The sequence below is a fragment of the Embleya sp. NPDC005575 genome (assembly GCF_040605455.1).
GTDB lineage: Bacteria > Actinomycetota > Actinomycetes > Streptomycetales > Streptomycetaceae > Embleya.
In genome coordinates this window covers 45,463-62,946 of sequence record NZ_JBEXCV010000024.1, presented here as the reverse complement: position 1 = coordinate 62,946, position 17,484 = coordinate 45,463, and the positions used below count along the sequence as shown (strand labels likewise).

15 protein-coding genes are annotated in these 17,484 nt (G+C 71.4%); 10 read left to right on the top strand and 5 right to left on the bottom strand.

Features of this window, described 5'->3' with window-relative positions; genetic code table 11:
- Positions 1-152: 152 nt before the first annotated feature.
- On the top strand, positions 153-506 hold the full coding sequence (locus ABZS54_RS11330) for a hypothetical protein (RefSeq protein ID WP_355533559.1): 354 nt from the start codon (positions 153-155) through the stop codon (positions 504-506).
- 70 nt (positions 507-576) lie between these two features.
- Positions 577-1,143 (top strand): hypothetical protein, encoded by a 567-nt coding sequence (locus tag ABZS54_RS11325; protein WP_355533557.1) that lies wholly within the window; start codon positions 577-579, stop codon positions 1,141-1,143.
- Between the two features lie 344 nt (positions 1,144-1,487).
- Here the strand turns inward: ABZS54_RS11325 and ABZS54_RS11320 are convergent, their stop codons facing one another.
- From ABZS54_RS11320 to ABZS54_RS11310, 3 genes are all read right to left on the bottom strand, one after another.
- Positions 1,488-2,465, bottom strand: a complete 978-nt coding sequence (locus ABZS54_RS11320; RefSeq protein ID WP_355533555.1) for a fumarylacetoacetate hydrolase family protein — start codon at positions 2,463-2,465, stop codon at positions 1,488-1,490.
- A gap of 333 nt (positions 2,466-2,798) precedes the next feature.
- On the bottom strand, positions 2,799-3,734 hold the full coding sequence (locus ABZS54_RS11315) for an MBL fold metallo-hydrolase (protein WP_355533553.1): 936 nt from the start codon (positions 3,732-3,734) through the stop codon (positions 2,799-2,801).
- Between the two features lie 139 nt (positions 3,735-3,873).
- Positions 3,874-4,413, bottom strand: a complete 540-nt coding sequence (locus ABZS54_RS11310) for a TIGR03086 family metal-binding protein (protein ID WP_355533551.1) — start codon at positions 4,411-4,413, stop codon at positions 3,874-3,876.
- A 264-nt stretch (positions 4,414-4,677) separates the two neighbouring features.
- Here ABZS54_RS11310 and ABZS54_RS11305 point away from each other — a divergent pair, with 264 nt between their 5' ends.
- Together ABZS54_RS11305 and ABZS54_RS11300 are read left to right on the top strand one after the other, a co-directional pair.
- Complete coding sequence (locus ABZS54_RS11305; RefSeq protein WP_355533549.1) at positions 4,678-5,382, top strand: DsbA family oxidoreductase; 705 nt, start codon at positions 4,678-4,680, stop codon at positions 5,380-5,382.
- Positions 5,379-6,599, top strand: coding sequence for an MFS transporter (locus tag ABZS54_RS11300; RefSeq protein ID WP_355533547.1), 1,221 nt, complete (start codon positions 5,379-5,381; stop codon positions 6,597-6,599). Before ABZS54_RS11305 ends, ABZS54_RS11300 begins: the two co-directional genes overlap by 4 nt.
- 139 nt (positions 6,600-6,738) lie before the next feature.
- On the opposite strand, the gene ABZS54_RS11295 is transcribed toward ABZS54_RS11300, so the two are convergent.
- A complete protein-coding gene (locus tag ABZS54_RS11295) occupies positions 6,739-8,385 on the bottom strand; it encodes a family 20 glycosylhydrolase (protein ID WP_355533545.1) in 1,647 nt (548 codons plus the stop codon).
- Between the two features lie 497 nt (positions 8,386-8,882).
- On the opposite strand from ABZS54_RS11295, the gene ABZS54_RS11290 reads away from it, so the two are divergent.
- The 6 genes from ABZS54_RS11290 to ABZS54_RS11265 all read left to right on the top strand — a co-directional run bounded on the left by ABZS54_RS11290 (position 8,883) and on the right by ABZS54_RS11265 (position 16,664).
- The gene (locus tag ABZS54_RS11290) at positions 8,883-11,402 is read left to right on the top strand and encodes a nitrate- and nitrite sensing domain-containing protein (protein WP_355533543.1); all 2,520 of its coding nucleotides are present in this window, start codon (positions 8,883-8,885) and stop codon (positions 11,400-11,402) included.
- Entirely contained in the window at positions 11,399-11,824 is a 426-nt protein-coding gene (locus tag ABZS54_RS11285; protein WP_020555367.1) for a roadblock/LC7 domain-containing protein, read from the top strand. The genes ABZS54_RS11290 and ABZS54_RS11285 overlap by 4 nt, the downstream gene beginning before the upstream one ends.
- 80 nt (positions 11,825-11,904) lie before the next feature.
- The gene (locus tag ABZS54_RS11280) at positions 11,905-13,119 is read left to right on the top strand and encodes an ABC transporter substrate-binding protein (protein ID WP_355533541.1); all 1,215 of its coding nucleotides are present in this window, start codon (positions 11,905-11,907) and stop codon (positions 13,117-13,119) included.
- Between the two features lie 30 nt (positions 13,120-13,149).
- Positions 13,150-14,025: a branched-chain amino acid ABC transporter permease gene (locus tag ABZS54_RS11275; protein ID WP_355533539.1), complete on the top strand. Its 876-nt coding sequence runs from the start codon at positions 13,150-13,152 to the stop codon at positions 14,023-14,025.
- Entirely contained in the window at positions 14,022-15,953 is a 1,932-nt protein-coding gene (locus tag ABZS54_RS11270) for a branched-chain amino acid ABC transporter ATP-binding protein/permease (RefSeq protein WP_355533537.1), read from the top strand. The genes ABZS54_RS11275 and ABZS54_RS11270 overlap by 4 nt, the downstream gene beginning before the upstream one ends.
- Positions 15,954-15,956: 3 nt before the next feature.
- Positions 15,957-16,664 (top strand): ABC transporter ATP-binding protein, encoded by a 708-nt coding sequence (locus ABZS54_RS11265; protein ID WP_355533535.1) that lies wholly within the window; start codon positions 15,957-15,959, stop codon positions 16,662-16,664.
- A 59-nt stretch (positions 16,665-16,723) separates the two neighbouring features.
- On the opposite strand, the gene ABZS54_RS11260 is transcribed toward ABZS54_RS11265, so the two are convergent.
- Positions 16,724-17,431 (bottom strand): FHA domain-containing protein, encoded by a 708-nt coding sequence (locus ABZS54_RS11260; RefSeq protein ID WP_355533534.1) that lies wholly within the window; start codon positions 17,429-17,431, stop codon positions 16,724-16,726.
- Positions 17,432-17,484: the final 53 nt, after the last annotated feature.

Below are 17,484 nucleotides of genomic sequence, written 5' to 3'. Positions count from 1 at the left end.
CGGCGCGGGCACGACCGCCGACCACGCCCGCAGCGCCGATCGAGGCGGCCCACGTCTACGCTGCTCGCGTCGAGGTGTCCAAGTGCCCGCGCGTCCGGATACCTCCGCGTCGCGCAGCGCGTACGCCTCCCCCACCAGCCCAGGAGGACCCCATGCCCGCACCGTCCCTGGACGGACTCGGTTTCGCCCCGCTCGATCGTCCCGAGCACGGAGAAGTGGACGCGTCCACGTTCTTCACGTACCACGAGGCCGACAACGTGGTCTGGGCCGAGTACAGCGGCGGCGACATCGTGCGCGGCCACCTGATCGGCACCCGGAACGGGGACACCCTGGACTTTCGCTACACGCAGCTCAACGAATCCGGCGCCACCGCGTCCGGGCACTGTGTGAGTGCCGTCGTGGTGCTGCCGGACGGTCGGATCCGGCTGGAGGAGACGTGGGAGTGGGAGTCCCGGGAGGGCAGCGGTACGAGTGCCGTGGAGCAGGTCCTCGACGCGCGGACCTGACACCCGGTCGGTTGTCGGACGCGGTATCTACGTTGAACCCCAACGGACATCGCGACCGAAGGGGTGGGCCATGGGATTCAACGGGGACATCGTCGTATTACGCGCACGGACGCCGTTGCCGGACCTGGCACCCCACGTCGGTGGAAACGGGCACCCGGTCTACGGCGAGTGGTCCTACGCGGACGGCTGGCGTGCGGTGCACGTGCGCCACTTCGAGGATCCGTACGCCTTCCAGGGGCCCTGGCTGACCGACCTGGCCGCCCGGACCGGCTCGCCCGTGTTGGTCTGCGGGGTATTCGAGAGCGATGTCGCGCACGTCCAGGGGTTGAGCGGCACGGACTTCTGGGAGGGGTGGCTCGATCCGGGCAGCGCCGCCACGCAGTTGGCCGGGGACCGGTGGAACAGGGCCAGGCAGCAGGGCGACTTCGCCCGTTACCGGGACGAGGCCGCGGCGTGGCTGGAGGAGGATCGGCCGCGCGTCGCCGAGGCGGCCGTGCGGTGGGCCGCGGCGGCCGGATACCGCGTACGCCCCGAACCGATCCTGGAGTTGCTCGGTCTGAAGCGGGACCCGTTCGTGCAGCATCTGTTCTTCGATCTGCTGACGTGCCTCGGGCTGGTGTCGGCACCGGAGGGGTGAACGGGCAGGGCGGCGGGCGGCCGTGGCGCCGGTCGGCAGCGCCGGCGGAGCGATCGCCTCCACCACCCTGTACGCGGCGGCCGGCCGGCCGGCGGTGTGCCTGCTGGGTGCGGCCTTCGGAGCCTGGCGCTGGTGGTGTGGGCGGCGCGGTGGATTCCCTCGGGAAACCCCAGGGAGACGACACCTCACCCGTGCCGGCCGTCACACCGTGAGCAGCACGTTCACGAGCACGCCGACGACAAGCGACAGGACCATCCAGGACCTCCGCGACGTCTTCGCGAGGCTCGGCCCGGCGCCCGACGACGCGGGGTATCGACGGGTGCCGGCCGTGCTCGCCTATCGCCTCACGCGTCGAAGGCGTCCCGGCGGGTGCGCGGGCGCTTGCGCGCGGCCGGGATCGGCTGCGGGGCGGCGCCCTCGACCACCGTGTTGGTCAACGTACCGATCCCCTCGACCGTGAGCGCCACCGTGTCCCCGGGCTTCAGCGGCGGCAACTCGCGCCCCAGGCCCCACAGTTCGCCGAGGCAACCGCCATTGCCACAGGTGCCGGTGCCCAGTACGTCGCCGGGTCGGATCCAGGTGCCGCGCGAGGCGTAGGCGACCAGTTCGGCGGGCGGCCAGCCCATGTTGACCAGCGAGTCCCGGCCGATCTCGACACCGTTGACCGACGCACGCAGCGCGATATCCAGGAAGCCGTCCGCGTCCCGGTACGCCTCGAACTCGTCGGCGGTCACCAGCCACGGGCCGAGCGTGGTCGCGGTGTCCTTGCCCTTGCACGGGCCCAGGCCGACCCGCATCTCGCGGGCCTGGAGGTCGCGCGCCGACCAGTCGTTGAAGATGGTGTAGCCGATGATGTGTTCCGCCGCCTGCTCGACCGTCAGGTCCTTGCCCGCGCGGCCGATCACGATGCCGACCTCCAACTCGAAGTCGAGCACGCTCGACCCCGGCGGCATCGGCACCACGTCGTCGGGGCCGATGATCGCGTAGGGGTTGGTGAAGTAGAAGGTGGGCAGCTCGTACCACTCGGGCACCACCGTCGCATCCGGTCCCTGCACGGTGATCGCGACGCCCTCGACATGCTCCTCGAACGCCACGAAGTCACGCACGGTGGGCGGCTGTAGCGGCGGCAGCAACCGCACGTCGGCGAGGGCGACCGAGGGCTGCGACCGGGCCTGTTCGCCCGCCGCGCGCAGCGCCTCGCCGCCGCGCTCGATCAGGGCCGCCAACGATTCGCCCGCCGGCAGCGGATGCACGGTGTCGCCACCGCTCGACACCACCCCGGAGTGGATCGAGCCATTCAGGTCGAAGGTCGCAAACTTCACGATTGTTGCTCCTTGTTCCGTGCGTGCCGAGGACCGGCGACGTGCGTCGGTGTCGCTAAATGATCACATCGGCGCCGGCCGGACCGCGGCCCACCGTCCCCCGAATGGTCGACCCCACCCCCTCCTTCCACCCACCGGAGGCCAGAAAAAGCGCCGCCCGGGCCATCCCCCAGCCCGACCGGCACTTGAGCCACTCAGCCCGGCCGACACTGAGGCCAAATCAGCCCGGCCGGCGCTTGAGGCCACCCAGCCCGGCCGGCGCTTGAGGCCAAGCAGCCCGGCCGGCGCTTGAGGCCAACCCAGCCCGACCGGCGCATGAGGTCAGCCAAACCGTCACGCGTAGCAGGAAAGCGGCTTGCCATCGTTGAACGCGACCATGTCACCGAGCGCACCGTAGATGTCTATCGACGCGGCCCGCTCCGCCCCGTTCAGCTCCGCGTACGCCCGGTGCAGGTTGCCGACGATCCGCTCCGAGTCGGACAGCGCCGCGTACTCGCCCAGGTCCGTCTCGCGCGCCACGCTCAGCGGGTCCAGGCCCGCTTCCAGGCCCTTGCGGGCGGTCTCCAGGAGGAAGTTCGTGTACCCGATCGCGTAGTCGATCTGCTCGGGGCCACACACCTCACCGTGCCCGGGGACCAGCGTGGTCGCACCCAACTCCTTGATGCGCTCCAGCACTTCGAGGTAGCCGGCGGGCGAACCCATCAGCAGGAACGGCGTGCCGCCGTTGAAGATCAGGTCGCCCGTGTACAGGACGCCCTGCTCCTCCAGCCACACCACCGAGTCGTTCGAGGTGTGCGCCGGACCGAAGTGCCGTACCTGTGCCCGCAGTTCGCCCGCGTACACGGTGACGCTGTCGGTGAAGGTCAGGAACGGCGGCACCGCGCGCAGACCGCCCCAGCCGACGCCCGGCCAGATCTGCTCGACCTCCATGATGCCGAGTTTGAGGATCTCGGCCCGGGTGTTCTCGTGCGCCACGATGGTGGCCGACTCGAACAGGTAGTTCCCGTTCGTGTGGTCGCCGTGGTGGTGCGTGTTGATCAGGGTGCGCACCGGGGCGTCGGTGTGCTTGGCGATGGTCTCCTGGAACATCCGGGTCCGGGCCTCGGTGGCGCAACCGTCGATCGCGACGACGCCCTCCGGACCGACCAGGAAGCCGGTGTTGTTGATCCACCAGGTGCCGTCCGGCTGGATGTACGCGTACGCTCCGTCGGCCACCTCCTGGACGCGAGGCGGATCCATCCGGCCGTGCTCGTGCTGCGACGTGCTCATCGATACTCCCGATCGACTGGGGGTGTGCGTTGACGTGCATACACCGCCGACCACCCGGCGCGCAGCCTGACGAGCCGTCAGTTGCCGCGTCCGGTAGGGCTTGTCCGGGATGTCCGGTGCCCGGCGGGTCGATCGAGGCTCAGTTCACCGCGCGACCGGTGAACGCGGCAAGCCGATCCGCGGCCGACGCGTCCTCGGCGACCGGCTGTTCCTTGCCGAACGCGCGGCCCTCGCCGCGCGCGGCGTCCGGGAGGGTACTGCGCATGCGCTCCAGGAGCGTCTCGGCGAGCTCGGGGTCCAGGTCGGTCGGCTTGCCCAGCGCCCGGGCCAGGTCCCACGCGTGCACGAAGATGTCGCCGGTGGCCAGGGCGAGCAGGAAGCCGCCGGTCCGATCGCCGAACGGGGTCTTGATCGACGCGGCGATCCGCTCCGGTGTGAAGGTCGCCAGCATCGTCTCGACCACCGCCTCGAAGTCCTCCCGGGGGTCTTCGGAGACCGGCTCGGTCGGCCCGGTCAGGGCCGCCGCGAGGCCGCGCTGGGCACCGGTGGCGTGGTCGAGCAGACCCCGTACGTCCCATTCGTCACACGGACACGCGAGTCCGAGCTTGGCGTCGTCGACCTCGGCAAGCAGCGGGCGGAAGGCGTCGACGGCGCGCTTGTACTGGGTTATCTGGTCCACGAGGGCTCCTTCGAGAGCTGACGCCGCGCTGACACGGCGTGCTTTGGGGGTGACGCACGAGGGCAGCGGTCAGGCTACGCCCGGGCCCACCCGGGGGATACGGTCGGTTGGGGAATGTTTGGCGGCTGCACGTATGTTCCCTTGTCGGTACGTCCGCCGCCGTGACCATCGGTACGTCCGTTCTGTGGATCCCCGTGTCCCGGGGCGCCGTCGCCGCTGTGCGCCGAGTGCCCGCGACCACCGAGCAAGGAAGCCGGAGAGCAAGTGAAGGTCGAGATCTACAGCGATATCGCGTGTCCATGGTGCTACGTCGGGAAACGCCGCTTCGAGCGCGCGCTCGCGACGTTCCCGGGCGCCGAGGACATCCGGGTCACGTACCGTCCCTACCAGCTGGACCCGAGCACGCCCACGGAGCCGTCGCCGCTGCGTGAGCGGCTCGCCGAGAAGTTCGGCGCGGCCAACCTCGACGGGATGAACGCGCGGCTCGCCGACGTGGGCACCGCCGAGGGCATCGCGTTCGACTTCACCCGGGCCCTGTCGGTGAACACGCTGACCGCACACCGGGTGTTGTGGCTCGCGCTGACCGAGTTCGGCCCGGCGGCCCAGGCCGCGCTCAAGGATCGGCTGCTCGCGGCGTACTTCGCCGAGGGCGAGAACGTCGCCGACCACGCCCGATTGACCGAGTTCGCGGTCGAGGCCGGCCTGGACCGCGACCGCGTGGTCGCCTTCCTCGACTCCGACGAGGGCACCGACGAGGTCCGGCGCGAGATCGCCGAGGCGCAGGAGATGGGTGTCACCGCCGTACCGACGTTCGTGTTCGAGGGCAAGTGGGCGGTGCAGGGCGCCCAGGAGGCGTCCACGTTCCTCCAGGTCCTGGAGCAGGTACGGGAGCAAAGCGACGAGTCGGCTGCGGCCGGGCAGGCGGCGGACGACGGCGACGCGTGCGCCGACGGTTCCTGCGCGGTGTGAGCGCCCCGGGGGGAACGACCGGGCAGTTGTCCGTCGAGCGCCTGCAACAGGCGCGCTGGGCCACGCTGTCGGTGTTCTTCGCGTTCAGCGCCGCGGTGGCTGACTTCCTGGCCCGGATCCCGCAGTTCAAGCAGGATCTGGAACTCGACGACGCGCAGTTGGGGCTGGCCCTGCTCGGCTCGCCGGTGGGCGCGTTGGTGGCGGTTCAGCTCGCGGGCACCGCCGCCGGGCGCTGGGGCAGCAAGCGAGTCGCGCGGGTGTCGGTGATCGGCGGGTGTCTGGCACTGTTCCTGCCCGCGTTCGCCTGGAACCTGCCCTCGCTGGCGGTCGGTCTGCTGGTCCTGGGCGCGCTGATGGGGTTCACCGATGTCACGGCGAACGCACAGGGTGTCGCGATCGAGCAGCAGTTGCGCCGGCCGATCATGAACGGCCTGCACGGCGGCTACAGCCTCGGCGGGCTGTTCGGCGCGCTGGTCGGCTCCGGCGCGGCGGCCCTGGGGATCACGCCCAGGGTGCATCTGTCGGTGATGGCGCTCGTGCTCGCGATCGCGGTCTGGGCGAGTTCGCGCGCGCTACTGGGCGTCGCGGACGATCCACACGTGCGCCCGCCGGCGCAGCCGGACGAGGCCGCCGAGTCGACCGTGCCGACCACGGGCGGGCTGGTCCGGCTGCTCGCCGGCTATCGCGCGGTGGTCCTGCTCGCCCTGATCGGGCTGTGTTCGTTCGTCGGCGAGGGCGCGGTCGCCGACTGGAGCGGGGTACATCTGCGCGAGACGCTGGACAGTTCCGCGGGCGTCGCCGGGCTGGGCTTCGCGGGCATGTCGGTGGCGATGGCGGCCGGCCGGTTCGCGGGCGATCGGGTGGTGGAACGGTTCGGTCCGGTACGGGTGTTGCGGATCGGCGCGCTGATCGGGGCACTGGGCATGGCGCTCGCGCTGGCCACGCCGTGGCCGGCGGTGTCGGTGCTCGGATTCACGCTGTTCGGCGTCGGGGTGGCCCCGGTCGCCCCGGTGACGTTCAGCGCGGCCGGCAACACCCCGGGGGTGCCCGCCGCGTGGGCCATCTCGCGGGTGACCGGCATCGCCTACATCGGGCTGCTCGCCGGCCCGCCGGTGATCGGCTTCATCGCCCACCACACCAGCTTGACCACGGCGTTGGCCATCCCGGCGGTACTGGTCGCGATCGTCGCCCTGACCGCGGGCGCGGTCCGCCGCTGAGCCCGCGCACTCGGCCTGTCCGGTTTCCGAGGGCAACCCGGCGCACGCCGAGCACCACTCGCGGCGGCCTCGCCCTCGGCCCATCGGGCCACCCGAGCACGCGGCCCGTACGTGCCCGGCCGCTGCCGCGGCCCCCGCGTCACGTCAGCTTGTGCGCGTGGTTGATGCCCTGTGCGTCCCAGCGCGCCTCGTGCGCCGCGGCCCTGGTCCGAAAGTCCGCCCAGTCGCGCCGTTCCGGGCGGGACCAGGCGGCCTCGGCGACCGAAGCGATCCGCGGAAAGAGCAGATACTCGGCGTCCGCGACGCTTTTGATCGTCTCGCCCCACAGCGCGCCCTCGACTCCGAGCACCGCCTCGGCGGGCAGTCCGGGCAGGTGCGTCGAGGGTTCCCACTCGTAGGACTTCCGCACGTCGACGGTGCCGGCCCAGGTCACCCCGAGCCGCTCGCCGCCGCTGTACTTCATGTCCAGGTAGGCGTGGTCGGCCGGGGCCATCACCACCTTGTGCCCGGCCCGCGCGGCGGCCGCGACCTCGGCCGCGTCCTGTTTGGACGCGCCCCAGTACTCCAGGATCGCGCCGGGCGCCGGGTCGCCGGAGGCGAGTTGGTGCCAGGCCATGGTCTGTTTGCCGTGTTTGGCCACGAGCGGCTGGGCGCGGGCCATGAAGGCCCGATACTGCGCGGGCTTGAGGGTGTGCGCCTCGTCGCCGCCGATATGCAGGTAGGGCCCGGGGGTGAGTTCCGCGAGCCGGCCGAGCACCTCGTCCAGGAACGTGTAGGTGGCCTCGCCGTCGATGCACAGCGATGAGAAGCCGACCTGGGTGCCGGTATAAGGGGTGTGCTGTTTGCCGTCGCAGGCCAGTTCCGGGTAGGCGACGATCGCCGCGTTGGTGTGCCCGGGCATGTCGACCTCGGGCACCACGGTGATGAAGCGCGCGCTCGCGTAGTCGATCACCGCGCGGTAGTCGGCCGCCGTCCAGAACCCTCCCGGCCCGCCGCCCACCTGGGTGGCCGCGCCGATTTCGGTGAGCCTGGGCCGACCCTCGATGGCGATCCGCCATCCCTGGTCGTCGGTCAGGTGCAGATGCAGGTGGTTGAACTTGTAGGCGGCGAGGTGGTCGATCAGCCGGCGCATCTCGGCGGGCGGATAGAAGTGCCGGGCCAGGTCGATCATGATGCCCCGGTACGGATACCGGGGCGCGTCCCGGACCACGGCCGCGCGCAGCTCGAACGGCGGCTTGGCCGGTACCAGTTGGCGCAGCGTCTGGGCACCCCGATAGAGGCCGACCGGCGCACCCGCCCGGATCGTGGCGCCACGCTCGGTGACGACCAGTTCGTACGCCTCGTCGCCGTCGGGTCGGCCCGCGGGGTCGGGGTCCAGGGTCAGCGCGATGTCGGCGCCGGCGCCGGCGTGTGCCTCGACCACCACGGGCAGCGGCAGGCCGGTGGCGGCCCGCAGTTCGGCGGCGACGAGTTCGGCGACCGACCGCGCGGCCTCGGTCGCGGCCCGCACCCGGGTGTCCCGGGCCGGTATCCACGGTCGGCCCCGGCCGCCGAACGCCTCGACCGGGATCGGCACGAGCCCACGCGCGTCGGCCTCAAGCGGTCCGCTTGGCAGTTCCCGGGCCTCGGCGCTGCCGGCGGCGGGCCGGCCGGGGTCCCCGGCTCCGCTCGGGTCGGCCTTCGGCGTGCCGCCGGAGGAGGAGGCTGCGTCGGTGATCCACACGGCCGCCCCCACGGCGGCGATCGGCACGGTGAGGAAAAAAGCCAGGGCGCGTCGCCGCAACATGTGACTCTCCCAAATCGGTCCGCCTGGATCGGGCTCGGTCCAGTCTAGGCAGTCCTCGACGACGATTCGGTTGGTCGACACACCGATAAGCGGAAGGCAACGATCCGGTATATCCCAACGAATGGTTGGCAAACGGGCATCGGAAGGTGGGGGTGAAATACGGATATAAGGGCCCGACTGGCGACGCCGGGGCCAAATGCCGTGATATCACCGTGTGTACGGCGATGCCCCGCTATCGTTATTCCTTCGCAGGGTTAACTTACGCTTGTCAACATTCGGGGGCGTATGCGGGGCTCCCGGCCCATTACCCACCAGGCACTGCGAGCACACGTGCGAATGCCGCTAGGCTCTGCCCGTCGTGCACGGAATAGGACGCGATCCGCGTCACCGAAAGCGCAAGACCGGAAAGTGCGAATCATCGGGAAAATGACGTACTTGACAAGCGGAATACTCGACTCCGTATCCCTGCCTCGTTCCACCCCGGCTACGACCTGGTGGTGGACGACCTGAACATCACTCGGAAACTCGTCCTGCTCGTCGCCGTGCCGCTCACCGTGATGGTGGGTTCCGCCGGCCTCGCCGTATCCACCACGACCGGCGAGGCCCTCGACGCGAACCGCCTACGCTCGCTGACCCAGGTCTCCGCCGAGGCCGGTGAACTCGCGCACCGCCTGCAGAGCGAACGCGCCGCCGCCGCCGCGGTGCTGTGGCCGGAGGCCGGCAGCGGCGCGCTGGTCACGTACCACCAGCGCACCGCCGCGACGGACGAGAGCGCCACGCGCTACCGCAAGCTGCGCAAGGACCTGGGCTCGATCCCCGGCAACACCAAGGAACGACTGCGCAGGCTGGACGCGGGTCTGACCGACCTGACCGCGCTGCGCGAACAGGTCCAGGCGCCCAAGGGCACCTCGCTGACCGCCGTCGTCTTCCGCTACCGCATCCTGATCGCGGACGCGCTCGACTACCGCGACAGCGTGGCCCAGGCCGGTGGCGCGGGCGCGGACAACTCGGACCGCCTGCGCGCCGCCGCCGCTCTGTCGCACGCCACGGAGTGGCTGGGACAACAACAGACGGCGGTCCTGCGCGCCTTGGCGTCCAGCCGGATCTCGCCGTCCCAACAGCAGGACATCCTGGCCACCCGGACCGGCTACGACGAGAGCGAGACGTCCTTCGAGTCGCTCGCCGACGCGGACTGGCTGGGCTGGCTGGAACTCGCCCAGACCGGCCCGGAGATCCTGGCCGTGCACCAGCTCGAGGACGCCGTCTCCCGAGCCAAGGTGGACACACCCATCCTGATCAGTCAGGACGTGTGGACCAAGGCGACCGCGGACCGGATCGCCCGGATCAGCGACGTCGAACGACGCGTGGACGCGGCGGTGCTCTCCTCGGTCAGCGACGAACGCGACGACCGCCGCTGGTGGGCGATCGGGCAGGCCGCCGCGGTGCTGCTCGCGCTGGCCGCCGCGGTACTCCTGGTGCTGCGCCTGGGTCGACCGATGACCCGCGAACTGCTGCGCCTGCGCGACACCGCACACGAGGTGGCCTACACCGGCTTGCCGGACGCGGTGGCCAAGCTCCAGCAGGGCCGCTCCCTCGACGGCGCGACCGCCGACGAGATCGCCGAACGCGCGGGCACCCCCATCGAGGTACGCGGCAAGGACGAGATCGCCGAGGTGGGCTCGGCGTTCAACACCGTCTTCACCGCCGCCGTCCGGATCGCCGCCGAACAGGCGGTCCTGCGCGCCGGTATCGCCACCGTGCTGGTCGCCCTCGCGCGCCGCAACCAACGGCTCACCGACGGCCTGGTCAAGGTCCTCGACGAGGCCGAGGCGCACGAGCACGACCCGGACCGCCTCAAGCGGCTGTACTCGCTCGACCACCTGGTCCAGCGGATGGGCCGCAACAACACCAGTCTGCTGGTGCTCGGCGGCGAGGGCACCGCGCGCGTGCGCGAGGACGCGCTGCTCCTGGACGTCGCACGCGCGGCGATCGGCCGCATCGAACGGTTCACCCGGGTGGACCCGGGCGCGGTGGACCCGCGCATCCTGATCGCCGGTCGGGCCCGCGACGACGTCGCACACCTGCTCGCCGAACTGTTGGACAACGCGACCAAGTTCAGCCGCCCGGAGACCTGGGTGGTACTCCAGGCGAACCGACGCGGCGACGGCGCCGTGCTCACCGTGACCGACTCCGGCGTGGGCATCACCCCGGAGCGGCTGGCCGCGTTCAACGAACGCCTCGCCTCGCCCGCCCAGTTGGACGTGCACGCGGTGCGCGCGATGGGTCTGACCGTGGCCGGCCACCTGGCCACGCGCTACGGCATCACGATCACCCTGAGCCCGGGACCGCAGGGCGGCACGGTGGCCGAGGTGGGCCTGCCCGAGGACATCGTGGTCTTCCGCGATCGCCCCGGCCGGCACCGCGGTGTGCCCAAGCCCGAAATCGCTCCCCAGCCGGCCGCCGGCCGGGCGCTGGACGTGGGAGTACGGGCCGGTGGCCATCCGGACCCGGGCCCGTTCGAGCCGGTGGCGAACGTTTTCACGCCGACCCGACCCCAACCGGTCAGCGACGCGGGCGCCCCCGGACCGCGCGAGCCCGCGCCCTCGGGACTGCGCTTCACCGGCGAGCGCCCTCCCGCGCCCGCCGCCCCGACCCCGCCCGCACTCGCCCCGATGGGCTCGGCCGAACCCGCCGAGCGCCCGGAGCAGCCGCAGGCGCCCACGGGTGCGAGCCAGGATTCGGCACTGCCCAGCCGCACCACGAACACGGGCCTGCCGCTGCGGGTTCGCCGGGACACGCCCAGCGTGCACCCGGGCAGCCCCGCCGCACCCGCCGCGCCGTTGGTCGGCACGACCGGGACACCCGCCCGGGCGAACACCACGCCGGACCGTCGCGACGCCCGCCAGGTGTCCGCGGCCATGTCCGCCTTCGCGCAGGGCATCGGGCACAGCCGGGCCCGCCGCGCCCCCTCGCCCCGCCCCGGCGGCGGCGAACCGGATCACAAGGAGAGATCGTGACCCACCCCACCGCAGCCGATCTCAGCTGGCTGCTCAACGATTTCGCCACCCGGGTGCCCGAGGTACTGCACGCCGTCGCGGTCTCCGCGGACGGTCTCGTGGTGGCCAACACCAGCACGCTGCCGCAGGACCGCGCCGACCAGCTCGGCGCGGTCGCCTCCGGTCTGGTCAGCCTGCTGGCGGGCGCCGCGCGTCTGTTCGGCACCGACCCGGTGGCGAGCAACCTGACCGAGATGAACGGCGCGTTCATGTTCTCCATGCAGGTCAGCGACGGCGCCTCGCTGTTGGTACTGGCCTCGCGCGAGTGCGATATCGGCCAGGTCTCGTTCGAGATGGCCGAGCTGATCAACCAGGTCGGCCCGGCTCTGACCCCCGCCGCCCGCGAGCGCTTCCTGCACGTACAGCGCGGCGCGTTGGGCTGACCGACGCAGTCTCGCGTCCCTCCCGACGCGGCCCCACTCGACCGCTCGACGCTGTACCCGTCCAAACCCTGGAGCACGTCATGACCCCGGCAAGTCCCATATCCCGACGCTCGTTCCGTGTCACCTCCGCCGGCCTGCTCGCCGGCGCGCTCGCGTTCACCGCCGCGTGCAGCGGCAGCGCGGCGGACGACAAGAAGGGCGGATCGTCCTCCGGCACGATCAAGATCGGCCTGACGATCCCGCTGACCGGTGTCTACTCCGCGCTCGGTCCGGACCTGCAGAACGGCTTCCAGACCTACCTGGACCAGCACGGCGGCAAACTGGGCGGGCACAAGATCGAGCTCGTGATCACCGACGAGGGCGACGGCCCGCAGACCTCGGTGCCCTCGGTCACCAAGCTGATCAAGCAGGACAAGGTCACCGCCGTGGTGGGTCTGACCAACGCGGCCACGGTGGCCGCCAACGTGCAGGTCGTGAACGACAACAAGGTGCCGATGATCGGCGCCGTCGGTCGCCCCGGCAAGATCGACAAGCCGGACTACGTCTGGCACACCAGCTACCTCTCCGAGGAGCCGGGTGTGGCGGCGGCGCCGTACATCAAGGAGAACGTGGCCGGCACGGTCTACGCGATCGGCCCGGAGTACCAGGGTGGTTTCGACCAGCTCCGCGGCTTCACCGAGACGTTCGACAAGCTCGGCGGCAAGCTGGCGAACCCGGACGGCAAGACCAAGTGGACGCCGTTCCCGGCCACCACCAACTTCCAGCCGTACTTCACCGAGATCAAGAACTCGGGCGCCAAGGCGGTCTACACGTTCTACGCGGGCACCGCCGCGGTGAACTTCGTCAAGCAGTACAAGCAGTCCGACGTCAAGGACATCCCGCTGTACGCGGCGGGCTTCCTGACCGAGGGCGCGGTACTCGGGGCCGAGGGCGATGCGGCCAAGGGCGTGTTCACCTCGCTCAACTACACGCCCACCCTGGACATCCCGGCCAACCGCTCGTTCGTCGCGGCCTACCAGGGCAAGTACAACGCGCTGCCGACGATGATGTCGGCAACCATGTACGACGCGGCCGCCGTGCTGGACAAGGCGATCGCCGCCGCGGGTGACAAGGTCACCCCGGAGACGGTCAACGCCGCGATCGCCAAGACCGGCAAGGTCGACAGTCCGCGCGGTTCCTGGGAGTTCAACCCGAGCACGCACGCGCCGGTGCAGAAGTGGTACCTGCGTGAGGTCAAGCAGGACGGCACCGCGCTGAGCAACGTCATGGTCCGCGAACTCGGCACGCTCGGCTAGCGGCGGCTTCGGAGCGAAAGGGAGCGTGCCGTGGGCTGGTTCGACGACAATTTCATCCCGGCCGTGGACGGTGTGGCCTACGGGCTGCTCCTGTTCGTCGTGGCCGCGGGCCTGACTCTGGCCTTCGGCTCGGGCGGAGTCCTCAACCTCGCGCACGGCACGCTCTACGCGTTCGCCGCCTACACCGCGGCCGCGGTCGCCGACGGCTCCTGGGTGGGCCTGGCGCTGGCGGTGCTCGCGGGCATCGGGGCGGGCGCGGCCGGCGGCGGGGTGCTCGCGGCGCTGACCGCGCCGATCGCCGGCAGAGGGCATATGGCGCAGGCGATGCTGACGTTCGGCGTCGCGCTGGTCGGCAGTGACCTGCTGACCACCACGTTCGGCAAGGACGACCCCCAGGTGTCGGTGCCCGGCGCACTGGAGAAGCCGGTGTCGATCCTGGGCCACAACTACCCGGGCTACCGGCTCGCGTTCATCGTGGTCGCGATCACGCTCGGGGTCGGCGGCTGGTACGTGCTGGCCCGCACCCGAATCGGCGCGGCCGTGCGCGCGTCGGTGGACGACCCCGAGATGCTCGCGGCCGGCGGCATCTCGCCGGCCCGGGTGCGCACCGGCGTGCTGGTCGCCGCGGGCGCCCTGGCCGGCCTCGCGGGCGGCCTGGGTGCGCCGATCATCGGCCCGTCCACGTCGGTGGCCAACACAGTGCTGCTGCAGTCCCTGCTGGTCGTGGTGATCGGCGGGCTGGGCTCGGTCGGCGGCGCACTGCTCGCCGCGATCCTGGTCGGCGAGGTGCAGACGCTCGGCGTCACGCTGTTGCCCGACCTCGCGCCGTACCTGCTGTTCGCCACGATGGCCGTGATGCTGATCGCGCGCACCGCGCGCTTCGGCCAGACGGGGAGCCGAGTATGACCACCCTCGCCCTGCGCGCACGTAGCGCGCTGCACTCGCCGCGTGCGCGCCTGGTGGGCCGAGTCCTGGCCGTCGCCGCGATCGTGTGGTTGTTCGCAGCGCCGTACCTGGTCGGTTTGTTCACCCTCATCCTGCTGTCCCAGGCGTTGTCCCTGGGCGTGCTCGCGGCCAGCGTCGCGGTGCTCGGCGGCGGCGCCGGACTGCCCTCGCTCGGCCAGGTCGCGCCGTACGCGGTGGGCGGCTACACGGCGGCGATCCTGGCCGAACACGGCATGCGGATCGGCGTCGTGCACACCCTGGTCGCGGCCGCCGCGGGCGCCCTGTTCAACGCGCTCACCGCGCCGATCGTGGTGCGTACGCGCGGCGTCACGGTGCTGATGATCACCCTGGCCGTCGGCGAACTGGTGCGCACCGCGGCGGAGAAGTGGAAGTCGGTCACCGGCGGTACCGACGGCAAGTCGGGTGTGCCGGCGATTCAGCCGTTCTGGGGCATGGGCGACCTCGTCGACGACGTGGACACCTACTGGTATGTGCTGATCACCACGCTCATCGTGATCGGGCTCACCGCGTTGGTGCTGCGCTCGCCGGCCGCGCTGTTGCTGGACGGTGCGCGCGAGAACGAGACCCGGATGCGCGCGACCGGCCACCCGGTGACCCGTTACCTCTCCATCACCTACATCGGCGTCGGCGCGCTCGCCGGCGTCGCGGGCGCGCTGCTGATCGCGGTGCAGCGCTACATCTCGCCCTCGCATATCGGCTTCGACACCTCCTCGCTGGTGTTGCTCGCGGTGGTCATCGGCGGTGGCGCGTCGCTGGTCGGCGCGATGATCGGCGCGGGGCTGATCGTCTTCACCCGGGACTGGCTCTCCGGGCCCTGGCCGGGGCACGGTCCGCTGCTGCTCGGCGTGCTGTTCCTGATCGCGGTGTACACGCTGCCGGGCGGCCTGGTCGGCCTGACGGCGGGCGGTCCACGGGCCGCGTGGCGGGCTCTGGGACGGGCCACTCGGCCGGCGGAGAATCCGGACAAGACGGATAGGATCGACAAGACAGAGACAGAGACAGAGACAGAGACCGAGACAGAGACAGAGACAGAGAAGGCGGAGAAGGCGGAGAAGGCGGAGAAGACGGCGCAGGCCGCGTCGGATCCGGCTGCCGAGGCCGATCCGGACGCGCTGCTCACCATCACCGGCCTGACCCGGCGGTACGGCGCGCTGGCGGCGGTGGACGGGCTGGACCTGACCGTGCGCCAGGGCGCCCGACACGCGCTGCTCGGCCCCAACGGCGCGGGCAAGTCGACCGTGCTCGGCATGATCGCGGGTGCGATCCCGGTGACCTCGGGCACCATCGTGTTCGCCGGCCGCGACATCACCCGGCTGGCCCCCGCGCGCCGCTCCCGGATCGGCATCGCGCGCGCGTTCCAACAACCCGCGGTGGTGCCCTCGCTCTCCGTCCTGGACAACGTGGCCCTGGCCGCTTGGCGGCACTCCGAGGTCACCGGCACGGCCTGGCGGCCGGTTCGCTACCGGGCCCTGGCAGGCGAGGCCGCGACGCATCTGGAGACGGTCGGGCTGACCGACCGCGCCGACGAGGTCGCCGGCGAACTCTCCCACGGGTCGCGGCGGTTGCTCGACATCGCGATGGCCCTCGCCGGGCACCCGAAGCTGCTGCTGCTGGACGAGCCGGCCGCCGGTCTGACCGATACCGACATCGAGCGCCTGGCCGCCGTGCTCAAGGCGTTGCCGACCGAGGTGACCATGGTGCTGGTCGAGCACAACTTCGCGTTGGTGCGCGAGGTCACCGACACCGTCACGGTGTTGGCGTCCGGGCAACTGCTGGCCACCGGCACACCGGACGAGATCGCGGTGAACCAGGTGGTACGCGACACGTATCTGGGCGCGTCCGAGCCCGAGCACCAGGAAGTGGGCTGAATCGTGCTGGAGATCGGCGAACTGACGGCGGGTTACCAGGGCGGCTCGGTGCTGCACGGCGTCGACCTGAGCATCCCCGAGGGCACGGTGCACGCGCTCCTGGGCGCCAACGGAGCGGGCAAGTCCACCCTCATCCACGCCGTCGCGGGACTGCTCAAGCCCTCCGCCGGACGGGTCGAGCTGGCCGGCACCGACCTCACCGGCCGCCCCGCGCACCGGGTCTCGCTCGCGGGCATCGGCCTGGTACCGCAGGGCCGTCGCGTGTTCGCGAGCCTGACCGTGGCCGAACACCTCAAACTGGCCCATCGCAAGCAGGCCGCGTGGACTCCCGCGCGGGTGTTGGAACTGCTGCCCCGACTGGGCGAGCGGGCCGGCAACCGGGGTTCACAACTGTCCGGCGGCGAACAACAGATGCTCGCGATCGCCCGGGCCCTGCTCGGTGGTCCGCGGTTGGTTCTGCTGGACGAGCCGACCGAGGGGTTGTCCCCGGTGATCGCCGAGCAGATCCGCACACTGATCACCACCCTCGCCGACGAGGGCCTGACCATCCTGATCGCCGCCCCTCAACTGGGCTTCGTCCAAGGCATCGCAGACCATCTGACGGTGCTGTCCACCGGACGCGTCACCGCGCGGCTGACCGCCGCCGAGGCCGCCGCCGACCCGGGCCCGATTCTGGCCGCCCTGGCCCCGGGCGTGGCCACCGTCGGCTGACCCCCCGGCGCCGGTTGGGCCGTCGGCCCGACCGGCGCCCGTCGGAACGGGGGTCGGCCTCACACGTCCACGCGTCGGATCTCCAACGTCGTCCAGGCCCCCACGTGCACCCGGTCACCATCCTTGAGGTGCACCGGGTCGCGGCGGACGCGGTCGTAACCCGCGTTGATGGTGGTCCCGTTGGCCGAGCCCAGGTCCATCACCTCCCACGTGCCGTCCCCGCAGCGCAGCAGCATCGCATGCCGACGGGAGACGCCCGGATCATCGAGCGGGATCTCCGGCGGGGCCGAACTCGGGCTGGGGTTGCGCCGGCCGATGCGCATCGACTCGCCGGTCAATTGCAGCGTCCACGGCTCCTGCTCGTGCGGGAAGCGCATGCTGTGCGCGTCCGGGCCGTCCCATTCGAGCACCCGCAGGAAGTAGTCGTGGTCGGACACCACACGCGCCGTCCACACCGTGCCGACCGACGACGTGCCCGGCTCCTCCGTGGGCGGCGGCTTCACCGGCGGCAGCTCTACCGGCGGCTCCTCCGTCTCCCCCGACTGCCCCTGCGGGTTCTCGTGCCCGCAGCCCTCGCAGAACTGGTCCTCCGGGGTGTACTCGGTCGCGCAGAACCGACACGTCAGCACGCCGAGATTCGGCGGCGCCTCCCCGGGAGGGGGCCCCTCGGGGTCGTAGGGCGAATCCCCCGCAACGGGCATCGTGCGCCCACACTCGTCGCAGTAGTCCGCGGCGGTGGACGGATGACCGACCGGACAGATCAGCATGAGCGGACCTCCTTCCTCTTCCCGTACCCAACTCCAGGCGTGCGCCGAACCGG

Coding starts and splice junctions, on each gene's coding strand:
- ABZS54_RS11295 (WP_355533545.1), bottom strand. CDS start 8,385: ATGTTGCGGCGACGCGCCCTGGCTTTTTTCCTCACCGTGCCGATCGCC.
- ABZS54_RS11270 (WP_355533537.1), top strand. CDS start 14,022: ATGACCACCCTCGCCCTGCGCGCACGTAGCGCGCTGCACTCGCCGCGT.
- ABZS54_RS11315 (WP_355533553.1), bottom strand. CDS start 3,734: ATGAGCACGTCGCAGCACGAGCACGGCCGGATGGATCCGCCTCGCGTC.
- ABZS54_RS11330 (WP_355533559.1), top strand. CDS start 153: ATGCCCGCACCGTCCCTGGACGGACTCGGTTTCGCCCCGCTCGATCGT.
- ABZS54_RS11325 (WP_355533557.1), top strand. CDS start 577: ATGGGATTCAACGGGGACATCGTCGTATTACGCGCACGGACGCCGTTG.
- ABZS54_RS11280 (WP_355533541.1), top strand. CDS start 11,905: ATGACCCCGGCAAGTCCCATATCCCGACGCTCGTTCCGTGTCACCTCC.
- ABZS54_RS11260 (WP_355533534.1), bottom strand. CDS start 17,431: ATGCTGATCTGTCCGGTCGGTCATCCGTCCACCGCCGCGGACTACTGC.